10 protein-coding genes are annotated in these 12,970 nt (G+C 59.2%); 6 read left to right on the top strand and 4 right to left on the bottom strand.

Features of this window, described 5'->3' with window-relative positions; all coding sequences use genetic code 11:
* The 3 genes from AC3IUE_RS17035 to AC3IUE_RS17045 all read right to left on the bottom strand — a co-directional run bounded on the left by AC3IUE_RS17035 (position 1) and on the right by AC3IUE_RS17045 (position 2,205).
* On the bottom strand, positions 1 to 522 hold the full coding sequence (locus AC3IUE_RS17035; RefSeq protein ID WP_489263031.1) for a GNAT family N-acetyltransferase: 522 nt from the start codon (positions 520 to 522) through the stop codon (positions 1 to 3).
* Between the two features lie 174 nt (positions 523 to 696).
* Positions 697 to 1,677, bottom strand: a complete 981-nt coding sequence (locus AC3IUE_RS17040; protein WP_489263032.1) for a LysR family transcriptional regulator — start codon at positions 1,675 to 1,677, stop codon at positions 697 to 699.
* An 87-nt stretch (positions 1,678 to 1,764) separates the two neighbouring features.
* Positions 1,765 to 2,205, bottom strand: coding sequence for a carboxymuconolactone decarboxylase family protein (locus AC3IUE_RS17045; RefSeq protein ID WP_489263033.1), 441 nt, complete (start codon positions 2,203 to 2,205; stop codon positions 1,765 to 1,767).
* Between the two features lie 207 nt (positions 2,206 to 2,412).
* Here AC3IUE_RS17045 and pdxR point away from each other — a divergent pair, with 207 nt between their 5' ends.
* The 4 genes from pdxR (at position 2,413) to AC3IUE_RS17065 (ending at position 5,803) form a co-directional block, all read left to right on the top strand.
* Positions 2,413 to 3,846, top strand: coding sequence for a MocR-like pyridoxine biosynthesis transcription factor PdxR (gene pdxR, locus AC3IUE_RS17050; protein ID WP_056745840.1), 1,434 nt, complete (start codon positions 2,413 to 2,415; stop codon positions 3,844 to 3,846).
* A gap of 123 nt (positions 3,847 to 3,969) precedes the next feature.
* Positions 3,970 to 4,263, top strand: coding sequence for a putative quinol monooxygenase (locus tag AC3IUE_RS17055; RefSeq protein ID WP_008150809.1), 294 nt, complete (start codon positions 3,970 to 3,972; stop codon positions 4,261 to 4,263).
* Positions 4,264 to 4,453: 190 nt separating this feature from the next.
* Complete coding sequence (locus tag AC3IUE_RS17060; RefSeq protein WP_489263034.1) at positions 4,454 to 4,864, top strand: cupin domain-containing protein; 411 nt, start codon at positions 4,454 to 4,456, stop codon at positions 4,862 to 4,864.
* Between the two features lie 228 nt (positions 4,865 to 5,092).
* The gene (locus AC3IUE_RS17065; protein WP_489263035.1) at positions 5,093 to 5,803 is read left to right on the top strand and encodes an ATPase; all 711 of its coding nucleotides are present in this window, start codon (positions 5,093 to 5,095) and stop codon (positions 5,801 to 5,803) included.
* Between the two features lie 171 nt (positions 5,804 to 5,974).
* Here the strand turns inward: AC3IUE_RS17065 and AC3IUE_RS17070 are convergent, their stop codons facing one another.
* Positions 5,975 to 10,882, bottom strand: a complete 4,908-nt coding sequence (locus AC3IUE_RS17070; protein ID WP_489263036.1) for an NAD-glutamate dehydrogenase — start codon at positions 10,880 to 10,882, stop codon at positions 5,975 to 5,977.
* Positions 10,883 to 11,385: 503 nt separating this feature from the next.
* Between AC3IUE_RS17070 and AC3IUE_RS17075 the strand changes: the two genes are divergently transcribed.
* Together AC3IUE_RS17075 and AC3IUE_RS17080 are read left to right on the top strand one after the other, a co-directional pair.
* Positions 11,386 to 11,739 carry a hypothetical protein gene (locus tag AC3IUE_RS17075; protein ID WP_489263037.1) on the top strand — a complete coding sequence of 118 codons (354 nt, stop codon included), beginning with the start codon at positions 11,386 to 11,388 and terminating at the stop codon, positions 11,737 to 11,739.
* A gap of 268 nt (positions 11,740 to 12,007) precedes the next feature.
* Complete coding sequence (locus AC3IUE_RS17080) at positions 12,008 to 12,967, top strand: AAA family ATPase (protein ID WP_008150800.1); 960 nt, start codon at positions 12,008 to 12,010, stop codon at positions 12,965 to 12,967.
* Positions 12,968 to 12,970 lie beyond the last annotated feature (3 nt).

Here is a 12,970-nt window from a genome sequence, read left to right on the forward strand (position 1 = left end):
TTAAGCGGCCTTGGGTGTGCGACGCAGACGCGCCATGCTCAAGGCATCGACCAGCACGCCGTCACGCACGGCGTAGTCGCGAAACAGCCCTTCGGTGTCGAAGCCGAACTTGCGATACAGCCCGATGGCGGCTTCATTGTCGGCGTACACCGAAAGTTCGAGCCGTTGCAGGTTCATCCAGTTGTCGGCGATGTCCAGCGCCGCCGCCAACAGCTTCGAGCCGACGCCCTTGCCCTGCCAGGCCACCGCGACGCCCATGCCGAGATTGCCGGCATGGCTGCGGCGGATCCGCGAAAACTGCTCCAGGCCAATATTGCCGATGACCGTCCCTTGATGCAGCGCCACCAGCTGCACCACACGCTCGTTGTCCGGCGCCAGGCGCTTGCGCCAGACTTCGGTGGACTGAAACGGCATTTGCAGCACCTGCCGGGTAATGGCCGGGTCGTTGTAGAGCGCGGTAATGCCGTCGATGTGGGATTCGTTGAAACGTTCGAGGGAAATGACAGCGTCAGTGGCGGGCATGGGTGATTCATCCTTGATACAGACATGGCCGCCCACTCTATACCGCAATCTTCCGGTGTGGCGAGAGTCAGTGTGGGAGCGGGCTTGCTCGCGAAGGCGATTTCACATTCAACGATGATGTTGACTGTCAGTCCCCCTTCGCGAGCAAGCCCGCTCCCACATTTTGGACGGCGGTCAGCCTTCGAACCACTCTCGGCGCTCAGTGAAAGTGTTCTGGATCAGCTCAACGATCATCTGCACCTGCGCTTGCCCCTCAGACTCGGTATTGACCGCCATCCACACCTGACGCTGCATCGGTTGACTGAACAGCCCCGGCAATTCAATCAGGCCGCGGTCGAAGCGGCTGATGTATCCGGGCAGCAGGCCAATGCAGGCGCTGCAACGGATCATCTCCAGCATCAGCTGATAGGAATGCAACTGCACTACCCCGGCCAAGCGTTGATCCACGAGGGTATTCCACGGCCGAAAGCTGTCGACCTGACGGTTATGCTGCCATTGCACCAGCAGGAAATCCGTCAGGTCGTCGAGGCTTTCTGGCCGCGACGCGACCCGTGAGTAACGTTTGGCGATGTGGGGCAAGTAGTCGAGCCGCGCCAGACGCCGGGGCTCGCTGACAGCAAAACTCGGGCCAGGCAGCGGTGAATCGGTGCCGGCCAGCCACAGCACCACATCGGCACTGACCGCTTGCAGGGACAGTTCGCTGTCCAGGGTGATGATGTCCAGGCGCACGCTGGCGTTGCGCCGCAACAAGGCAACCAGATCGCGACCGAGAATGTCATGCAGGATCGATTCGGCGACGGCCAGGCGAATCAACGGCTGTTCGGTCACCGGCAAATCGCGCTCGTGGGCCAGGGCAATCAACTGCGATTGCAGCTGCAACCCGTCACGACTGAGGGCAACGCCATTCTCTGAGTGACTGAATAGCGAACACTGCAGGTGCGCTTCAAGCTGCGCCAATTGTTTGCGCAACTGGGTGGTCTTGATGTTGAGACTGCGGGCCGCTTGCATGAAACAGCCGCAACGGGCACTGACCCGAAAAGACTGCGCCAGCACCGGATCGATCCCTGCCGCCAGAGTGCGCCAGGATGAGGTTTTTTCTACGGGCGAGCGGTACTCGGCAACTTGCTGACGACCTGTGGTTTCCATGAATGGCATCGCTGACTCCCTGTCGATCTGTCCTTGAAAGCCTCATCCTGCGCAGCGTTTATGAACCTGATGTGACACTCAGGGCGGAAAATCGATTCAGCCGCCGGGGGTTTGCCGAAAACTCACCGCCAGTCGATTCCAGCTGTTGATGGTGGTGACGGCGATGGTCAGGTCGACCATCTCACCTTCGTTGAACTGCTCCCGGGCCTGCGCGTAGACCTCGTCCGGCACATGGCTTTCAGAGAGCAAGGTGACGGCTTCGGTCCAAGCCAGCGCCGCACGTTCTCGAGGGTTGAAAAAGCCGCTGTCGCGCCAGACCACGATCGAATACAAACGACGGTCGGTCTCGCCGAGTCGCCGGGCATCCACCGAGTGCATGTCGGTGCAGAAGGCGCAGCCATTGAGTTGCGACGCACGGATTTTGATCAAGTGCAGCAAGGCCGGCTCGATGCTGAGGTTGCTGGTCAATGCCTCCATGGCAATCATCGCTTTCATCGCTTTGGGCGACGCGCTGTAGTAATCCAGACGGGGGTTCATGGAGTGACCTCGTGGATCGAATGTGTGCCCCTCAAGGTAGGCGTTGATACGCAGGCGTTACAGATCCAATTCTGCGAAATACCCGTGGACCACTCAGGCACCAGACCAATCGGAGGTTTTTCGCCCACGCAACTTTTGCGCAGGCGCTCATGCGGGTAATCTGGCCCGACGCACACGCGCCTCAATTGCCCCAGGAGCCTCGCCGGTATGGAACTTCACGTTGTCATCAACGGCCGCAAGGACCTGGCAGGCCAGTTGTACAACCAACTGCGCAGCGCCATCGAATCCGGTCGCCTGGCAGCCGGGACGCAACTGCCGCCCAGTCGTTTGCTGGCAGAACAATTGGGGATTTCACGCAAGACCATTTCCGACACCTACACGCAACTGACCTACGAAAACTTCCTCACCGGGGTCATCGGCAAAGGCACCTACGTCAACGCCCGACCGGCGAAAATCACCCGTAAACAGAGCCATTCGGAGTTGGCCAGTGCCGAGGTCATCGAGTCCTGGCGCAACCTACCGGTGTTCCTGCGCCATCCGACGCTGGAAGGCTCGTTGCGCTACGACTTCATCGGCGGCGCCACCAGCAAGGGCCAGTTTCCCCAGGATGACTGGCGGCGCTGCACCGCTCACGCCTTACGTCAGATCGCCGCGTCCAAGGGCTTCTACAGCCTGCCCGAAGGCTTGCCGGCGCTGCGTAATGCGATCGCCCGGCACATCGCGTTTTCTCGCGGGGTCAATTGTCAGGATGAAGACGTGGTGGTGTGCAACGGCGCGCAACAGGCGCTGGACTTGATCTCTCGGGTGCTCACGCGTCCCGGCAGCCTTGTCGCCATGGAAGACCCTGGCTATCCGCCCGCACGCCTGTTGTTCGGTACCCACGGCGCCACGGTGATCGGCGTCCCGGTGGATGCGGAAGGCATTCAGGTGGACAAGATCCCCCTTGGTACCCGGCTGATTTACGTCACGCCGTCGCACCAGTTCCCGCTCGGCATGCCGATGAGCCAGGCGCGCCGGGTGGCGCTGCTGGAGCGGGCTCATGAGTTGGGCGCGATCATCATCGAGGACGATTACGACAGCGAATTCCGCTACGAAGGCCGGCCCACCGACTCGCTGCAAAGCATGGACGAGCGCGGCATCGTCGCCTACGTCGGGACCTTTTCGAAAACCCTGCTACCGGAGCTGCGCCTGGGTTATGCGATCCTGCCGCCGGCAATACTCGAAGCGGTCATTCGCGCCAAGCAGCTCACCGACTTGCACACGTCCACCCTGCCCCAATGGGCGCTGGCCAAGTTCATCGCCGAAGGCTGTCTGCTCAAGCACATCCGGCGCTGCCATACGATCTATGCCGGGCGTCGTGAGCGGATCCTCGAGCGCATGGCCGGCGATCTTTCACCGTGGCTCGAGGCGGTCCCGACCACCGCCGGGTTCCACATGGTGGTTATGTGCAAAGTGTCTATCGATATTCCATTGGTGATCGAACTGGCGAAAAAGGTCGAAGTCGGGGTGTATCCCATCGACAGCTTTTTCTATCAGCAAGCGCCGCAGGCAGGGCTTTTCCTCGGTTTTGGCGCCATTGAAACCCTGGACATCGACATCGCCCTGGATCGCCTGCGGGACATTTTGCAGCAGGTTGCCTGACGGATTGGTCTGCGTTTTTATTCCGCGATTGGCTATTGGTGGTCCGGGTATGCAGGCCTATCCTGCATAAGCGTTATCCCTCAATGAGCAGGATTCGTCCGGCCTGATTCAGGAGTGTGAGCAATGTCCAACGAAGTGATCAATACCGTTAAGGTGCAGGCCGCCGCCGGCCGCTCGGACGAACTGGGCAAGCAACTGCAAAAGATTGTCGACACCCTGCGCGAACTACCGGGCTGTGATTCCTATATGGTCGACCGCTGCCCCGAGGACGACAACCGCTGGACGGTCAGCGCCCGCTGGCAATCGGAAGCGGCCATGCAAATGCATTTCAACTGCCCTGAAGTACAAGGCTTTATCGGCCTGATCGACAGCCGCCTGGCCAACAGCGTCGACTTCAACAGTTTTCCTATCGTTTAAAAATTAGGTCGCCGCCTTCGGCCACTCCTACAGGGCTTTGGGTACCCCTGCAGGAGTGGCTGGAGGCGGTGATCTTGTTTTTAAAACGCGCATGATTGGTCCCCTCGCCTTCACGAAAATTGGCTGTTTGATTGGCCTTTGCCGAGACTTACTGTGGTCACTGATAACTAACCACAGCAGGTGATAACCCATGAACGCCTTCCGCTACTGTGCTGCGCCCCTCGCCGCCCTGGCCCTGAGCTTTTCCGTCGCGGCATTCGCTCACGACCCTTCGGAAAAAGTCACCATTCTGCAGGACGAAATGCTGCAAAACGTGCCGGGCAAAAAAGCGTTGATGATCGAAGTCGACTACAAACCCGGCCAATCGTCCATCGCCCACAAGCACGAGGGCACGGCTATGGCTTACGTTATTTCTGGATCGATCGTTTCTCAAGTGAAAGGCGAGCAACCGAAAACCTACAAGGCCGGCGAGTATTGGTATGAACCGGCCGGATCGGAGCATCTGGTCTCGAAAAATGCCAGTACCACCAAACCCGCCAAACTGCTGGTGTTCATGGTGTTAGCGCCCGACGAAAAAGTATTGATCCCTTTGGAAAACTGATAGCTGTTGCGCCAGCCATAAATAAACAGGCCCGAATTAACAATTCAGGCCTTTTTATTTCCCGGCGCAATTAACCGGGGCCTTTTAAACCAAACAAAACTAGTAGTCACCTGACAAGTGCGGTGATTGGCCATTTCATTCAGTGTCGACAGGTTTAGTCTGGAATCTCCGCCGACTGTGTCCGGCCTATTAACTTTCCGACTCAAGTTGTTTCACGGGAGAAACACCATGAAACTTGCACTTGTCAGCACCATGACGATGACGATTCTTTTAACGGGTTGCTCAATACCCACTGCACCGAAGGCTGTTTCTTCGCTCGACGGCGTCTTCACCGAGCCGGTAGGTCGCAGCAGTGCCACACATGTCACCAATGGCAACAACGTGTCCCTGGGCATCGTCTACAGCCGCAACACTCAGACCAACCGCGCCTACCTTCAGGATTACCAGGCCAACGCCGGCACCGGTTTCGGCCAGAGCCTGCTGGTGCAGTCGATTCACGATGCCTACGTTGCCACCTCCAAACCCGACCTGGCCGTGGACTGGGTCAAGGGGTCCTTGCAACGTCAGTTTGGCTCGGTGACGGTGTACCCGGACATGCAAAGTCTCAGGGCCGCTAAACCGGACGTGGTCGCCATTGTCGATACCCGCAGTCAATTGATGACGTCGCGCAGTTCGGACATCAGCGCGAATGTCAGCGCAGCGTTCTACGATTCGAACTTCAATTACATCGGTACTGCGCAAGGGCATGACGCTAAAGAGCTGAGTCCGGTATGGGCGGACTATAAACGCAGCGAAGAGATAGTTGCCGACATTAACGAACAACAAAATGTGCAAGTTCGGGCCTTGCAGAAGTTTGACCAGTCGCTCAGTAATTTATTGACCAGGCCGACAGATAAAGTGTCGATGATCGATAACACAACAGGTCAGAAGTTGTATTGAGGCAAATGGCCCCATCGCGAGCAGGCTCACTCCCACATTAGTTCTGTGTACGACGCAAACCAATGTGGGAGTGAGCCTGCTCGCGATGAGGCCCGACCAGACGGTACAAACCCTTCAGGCAAAAAAAAGCCCCGCCTCTCTCGAGACGGGGCTTCTTCATTCAGCGCCTGATCAGGCCGCCGGTTCCAACTCAGCGCTGGCAGTGCTAGTGGCAATGACTGGCACTACCGCTTGACCGCTCAACGCCAGGTCCAGCAACTCACGGTTGGCCACCGCATACATGGCGTAATCAGTGCCGCTGGCGGCACGGATTTCTACCAGCATGGCGCGCCAGCGTTCGATCATGCCTTCGTGCTCTTCCATCCACAGCTCCAGACGGGTTTCCACGTCTTGAGTGCCGTCGCCCTGTTGCAGGACCGAGATGGTGATCGCACGTTGTTGCCAGTCGACGTCATCGCGGAACGCTTCACGGGCCAGGGCCTGCCAGTTGTTTTCAACCGGCAGAGCGCTGATCTGTTGCAGGTACCAGGTGATGTCCAGCGCGCTGCCCACAGCGAAGTAAGCCTTCGCCACGTCGGCTGCGTTCTGACCGGTCACGTCGGACGCTTCGATGATCGGCAGCAAAGTGTACAGGTGAGTAGTGCCTGCAACCATGCGCGCCAGCAACTCAGGAACGCCAGCCGCAACGTACGCCTGATAACGGGTCTGCCAGCCTTCGCGGGTCGGGCCTTCCAGCAGTTCGTCGAGCTTGAGGCCCAGCGCTGCCAGATGTGGACCGAAGTGCGCGACGTCACGGGCAGCATTCTGCTCGTTGCGACGGCTGCGCAGGAACCAGCGCGTAGCGCGACGGCCCAGACGCATCAGCTCATCCATCAGCTCCAGTTGCACGTCAGCGGAAACCTGGTAGTCCAGGGCTTCGATCTGACGGAACCAGTGCGGGAGATGGAAGATGTCACGCACGATCACGTAAGCACCGGCCACGTTCGCCGGGCTCATGCCGGTCGACTCTTTCAGTCGTTGAACGAAGGTGATGCCCATGTGGTTGACCAGATCGTTGGCGATCTGGGTGCTGACGATTTCGCGCTTCAGACGGTGACGGCGCATGGCATCGGAGAACTTGCTCACCAGGGTCGGCGGGAAAGCGGTTTCCATGTCGCGGGTCAGGTAATCGTCGTCCGGCACCTGGGAATTGAGCAGCGCTTCCTTGAGGTCGATCTTGCTGTAAGAGATCAGCACCGACAGCTCGGCACGGGTCAGGCCATGGCCTTCCGCGAGTCGCTCGTTGATCGCTTCTTCAGCCGGCAGGAACTCGATGGCGCGATCCAGCTTGCCGCGGCCTTCCAGATCGTTCATCAGACGCTTGTATTCGGCAATCCGCACGAAGGCACGGCGTGCTGCCAGGGACAGTGCCTGAGTCTGCTTGTAGTTGTTGCCCAGAACCAGGTTGCCGACTTCGTCGGTCATGCTCGCCAGCAACTGGTTACGTTGCTTGTCGGTCATGTCACCGGCATGAACCACTTCGTTCAGCAGGATCTTGATGTTTACTTCGTGGTCGGAGCAGTCCACACCACCGGCGTTGTCGATGAAGTCGGTGTTGGAACCGCCGCCATTGAGGCCGAATTCGACACGACCCAACTGGGTCATACCGAGGTTACCGCCCTCGCCCACGACTTTGCAGCGCAGTTCGTTGCCGTTCACGCGCAGTGCATCGTTGGCCTTGTCGCCGACATCGGCGTGGCTTTCGCTGCTGGCTTTGACGTAAGTACCGATACCGCCGTTCCACAACAGGTCTACCGGCGCCTTGAGCAAGGCGTTCAGCAGTTCGGTCGGGGTCAACTTGTCAGCCTGAATGTCGAAGCGTTCTTTCATCTGCGGGGAAATCGCGATGCTTTTCGCGCTACGGGAGAAGATCCCGCCGCCTTCGGACATGATGCTGGTGTCGTAGTCCGACCAGGCCGAACGCGGCAGGTCGAACAGGCGCTGACGCTCGGCGAAGCTGTTGGCCGGCTCCGGATTCGGGTCGATGAAGATGTGCAAGTGGTTGAACGCTGCGACCAGTTGCAGCTTGTCGGACATCAACAAGCCGTTACCAAACACGTCACCGGCCATGTCGCCGACGCCGACCACAGTAATGTTGTCTTCCTGAACATTGATGCCGCGTTCGCGGAAGTGACGTTGAACGCCAACCCACGCGCCCTTGGCGGTGATGCCCATTTTCTTGTGGTCGTAACCGGCCGAGCCGCCCGATGCGAACGCATCGCCGAGCCAGAAGCCGTAGTCGATGGCAATGCCGTTGGCGATGTCGGAGAAGGTTGCAGTACCCTTGTCCGCAGCCACCACCAGGTACGGGTCATCGTCGTCATGACGCACGACGTTGGCCGGCGGTACCAGCGCGCCGTCTTTCAGGTTGTCGGTGATGTCCAACAGGCCCGAGATGAAGATGCGGTAGCAGGCGATGCCCTCGGCCGCGATCTCGTCACGGCTGCCGCCCAGTGGCAAGCGACGCGGCAGGAAGCCGCCCTTGGCGCCCACCGGCACGATGACCGAGTTCTTCACTTGCTGGGCTTTTACCAGGCCCAGGACTTCGGTGCGGTAGTCTTCTTCACGATCAGACCAGCGCAGACCACCGCGAGCAACGTTGCCGAAGCGCAGGTGCACGCCTTCGACGCGAGGCGAATACACGAAGATTTCGAACTTCGGTACTGGCTTCGGCAGCTCTGGAATCTGGTGCGGGTTGAACTTGAAGCTGAAGTAGGACTTGTTCTGACCGTGCGCGTCGGTCTGGTAGAAGTTGGTTCGCAGGGTGGCTTTGATCAGGTCCAGGTAGCGACGCAGGATACGGTCTTCGTTCAACACCTGGACGTCGTCCAGTGCGCTCAGAATCGCGTGTTCCAGACGTTGCTGCTTGTCTTCCAGATCGTCAGTGCCGAGCTTGCGGGCCAGGTAGAAACGGGTTTTGAACAACCGGGTCAACTCGCGAGCGATGTCGGTGTGGTTGTTCAGGGTGCTGGCGATGTAACCCAGGTCGAAGCCCAGGCGAATCTGCTTCATGTAACGAGCGTAGGCACGCAGCAACGCGACATCGCGCCATGGCAGGCCGGCGGTCAGCACCAGACGGTTGAACGCATCGTTCTCGGCATCGCCACGCACGATGTGGACGAAAGCGTCCTGCAAGGTGTCGTTGAGTTGCTGGATGTCGAGTTCCAGGCCTTCAGCGGCGGTGAACGCGAAATCGTGAATCCAGAACTCGCGGCCACTGTTGTGACGCAGGCGATACGGGAATTCACCCAGCACGCGCAGGCCAAGGTTTTCCAGGATTGGCAGCACGTCGGACAGCGCCAGCGGCGTATCGGCGTGATACAGCTTGCAGTGCAGCTCGCGCTGACCGGAGACCTGACCCAGTGGCTGATAGAAGCTCATTACCAGCGGATTTGATTCTTTCAGGCTCAGCAGGTGCTGCATGTCGACCACAGCCGAATGCGCGGCGAAACGCTCGCGGTAACCGGCCGGGAAGCCTTTCGGGAAGTCAGCCAGCACGTTGGTGCCGTGGGCTTCGCCGAAGCTTTCGACGACCAGACTCGCGTAGTCGTCCTGCCAGCTGCGGCAGGCCTGTACCACTTCTTTTTCCAGCAGAACCGGGTCGATGTCCAGACGGTTCTTCGGATCGACACGCAGAATCAGCTGCACGCGGGCCAGCACGGACTCGGAGAAGAAAGTCCAGAACTCGCAGTCCGAGGCTTTCAGGCGATCCATCAGCACTTGCTGGATCTTCTGGCGCACTTCGGTGGAGTAGATGTCGCGCGGCACGTAGGCCAGGCAGTAGCAGAAACGGCCGTACGGGTCTTTGCGCAGGAATACGCGAATCTTGTTGCGTTCCTGGATCTGCACGATCGACATCACGGTGGCGAACAGTTCGTCGACCGGGGTCTGGAACAGGTCGTCGCGCGGCAGCACTTCAACCACCTGCGCCAGTTCCTTGCCCAAGTGAGCCTTGGCCTGGAAGCCGGAACGGCGTTCGATTTCTTCGACCTTGCGACGGATGTACGGAATGACCCGCACGCTCTCGCCATACACCGAGGAGGTGTACAGGCCCATGAAACGGCATTCCTTGATGACGTTGCCGTCGGCGTCGATTTCACGGATCGACACGTAATCCGGGTAAGCCGGACGGTGTACACGGCTTGGGTGCGCAGCCTTGGCGAACGACAGCAGGGTCGGTTCGCGCAGATAGTTCACGGCGTAGTCTTCGATGCGCAGGTCGTCGTAGGTCAGGCCGGTGCGCAGCAATTTGGTCAGGCCGAGGAAGGAGTCCTGGTCGTAGACGATGTGGCCGCCATCGGCTTCATCGCGAACCACGAACTCTTCATAGCCGAGGAAGGTGAAGTGGTTGCCCACCAGCCATTCCAGGAAGCTTTTGATTTCGGCTTTTTCTTCAGAATCGACAGCGAACTGGCTATTGTCCAGGCCGGTAAGGATCTCCTGGACCTTGGCTTTCATCGGTTCGAAATCGGCGACCGCGACGCGGACTTCACCGAGAACCTGTTCCAGTTCCTTGCTCAGGACATTCAGTTCGGCCGAGTTGGCGCAACGGTCGATTTCCAGGTACATCAACGACTCTTGCAGCACGTCGTCGCCCTGGGTGCCTTTCGGCAGGATTTCCAGCAGCTCGCCCTTGCTGCCGCGACGTACGCTCAGCACAGTGGTTTGCAGGGTGTGGATGCTGTAGCCGCGACGGTTCAGCTCGGTGCGTACCGAGTCCACCAGAAATGGCAGGTCGTGGTGCAGCACTTCGACCGCGGTGTGGGTCGACTGCCAGCCGTGGCGTTCGTAATCGGGGTTGTAGACGCGCACTTGCGGTTGCGCGTGATCGAAGCGCTCAAGCAGGCGCCACGCAGAAAGGGTGCAGCCGGCGAGGTCGGACAACCGACGCTGGGTCAGCTCGTCCAGGGAAATGATGCCGAAAAATTGTTCCGCGAACAGCGCCACTTGTGGCAGTGCCTGTTCACTGATGTGCTGGGCCAGTGCCGCTTGCAGTTGGTGCTGGAAGTCGGCTTTGCTGGCTGCGGTGAAGAACGCCATCTGTGGTACTCCGCTTGGGCTTGTTATTGATGGAAGCGTCGCGTGCAAACCCCTTTCGGGGTAATCCGTCACCCTGTTCCTGATTCTCGGGCAGAGGAAACAGGATGACAGGTGGGTGAAGCTGGACGAGACACTCAGGTCACATTCACCTTCCATGAATGGGCATCTGCAAAAACGACTGGGCAAGGTACAGCGCAATGCCTTTACAGGTGCTCATCCGTTGCGCAGCTTAACCAGTGCGGCAAGCCCCGTGCTTGCAGCGCTGCGACATATTCGGTCATCGGTACGCAGCTTGCGCCTTGCGCATCGAACAACACTAGCAGCCGCACGGCAAAACGGGGGGTTTAAGCCCGGTTTTGCGGCACATCCGTACCAGAAATGACCAGCAACACCCCAGATGTTCACGACACATCCTCTGACAACCAAGCGAGCAGAAATTCCCGTCTGCTGGCAGAATCGCCCTTTGTTCGTCTTCACAATGCTCGTCGAGCCAGGAATTCCCCATGCAAATGACCACCGCCCTCTTGATCGTCAACCCGTGCGATGACGAAGAAGACAACATGGCCATGCTCTGCTGCCACAGCGATCAGGGCGATATGTTCCTGATGACCCGCTACCCGGACGAGGACGCGCTGGACATCAGCCTCGGCGACGAGCCTTCGACCCTGGACGGCGTAAAAGTCACCCTCAGCCCTACCCGCCTGCTGATCGAAATCGCTGCCGCTGACGCCGATGCGCTGAATGGTGATGATTCGCTGGAAATCATTCACAGCACTGATGCGAGCGATCTGCCGGAAGTGGAAGAAACACTGCAAAACATCCTCAAGGGCACTGGCACCTATATCAGCCAGATTTGAGGTGTTTGATCTGACCTCATCGCGAGCAGGCTCACTCCTACATTGACGGTGTACGACGATCAATTGTAGGAGTGAGCCTGCTCGCGATGGGGCCGGCACAGCCACCCCATCACTCCCCTGCTACAAAAATCCAACAATTTCCCCAGCCATTTCGCGCACTTTGCACAAAATGCCGTTAGTCGCCGCCCCCCGCGATAGATTAAAGTAACGCCCCCAGCCCTGGCGTTATTCGGACGTCTTCGGTCACCCTTTCCAGGAACAGTCATCGATGGAACATCGTGAAGCGCTGCTAGCGCTGCGAACCTTTCTTTCAACGCAGATTCTCGGCCAGGAAAAACTCATCGAGCGCTTGCTCATCGCCTTGCTTGCCGACGGCCACATGCTGGTCGAGGGCGCTCCGGGCCTGGCCAAGACCAAGGCCATCAAAGAACTTGCCGAAGGCATCGAAGCACAGTTCCATCGCATCCAGTTCACCCCCGACCTGTTGCCCGCCGACATCACCGGCACGGAAATCTATCGCCCGGAAACCGGCAGCTTCGTGTTCCAGCAAGGTCCGATCTTCCACAACCTGGTGCTGGCGGACGAAATCAACCGCGCCCCGGCCAAGGTTCAGTCGGCCCTGCTCGAAGCCATGGGCGAGCGCCAGGTCAGCGTCGGGCGCAGCACATACGAGCTGTCGCCACTGTTTTTGGTGATGGCCACGCAAAACCCGATCGAGCAGGAAGGCACCTATCCACTGCCCGAAGCGCAGCTCGACCGCTTCCTGATGCACGTGAAAATCGGCTTCCCGGACGCCGCCGTCGAACGTCGGATCCTGCAACAGGCCCGTGGCGAAGCGCTGAACGGCGAAACCAAGCCCGAGCGCCGGGTCAGCCAGCAGGCGATCTTCGCCGCGCGCAAGGAAATACTCGGCTTGTACATGGCTGACGCCGTGGAGGAATACCTGGTGCAACTGGTCATGGCCACGCGCACCCCGGCCAAGTTCGACCCGGAGATGGCCGAGTGGATCGCCTATGGCGCCAGCCCACGCGGCTCGATCGCCCTCGACCGCTGCGCCCGGGCCCACGCCTGGCTGGCCGGTCGCGACTTCGTCAGCCCGGAAGATATTCAAGCCGTGCTGTTCGATGTGCTGCGTCATCGCATCATTCTTTCCTTTGAAGCCGAAGCCGCGGGCATCGACCAGGACCGGGTGGTCCAGCGGATTCTCGACGTCGTAGCCGTCGCTTGACCC

This window comes from Pseudomonas sp. GL_093 (assembly GCF_057837605.1).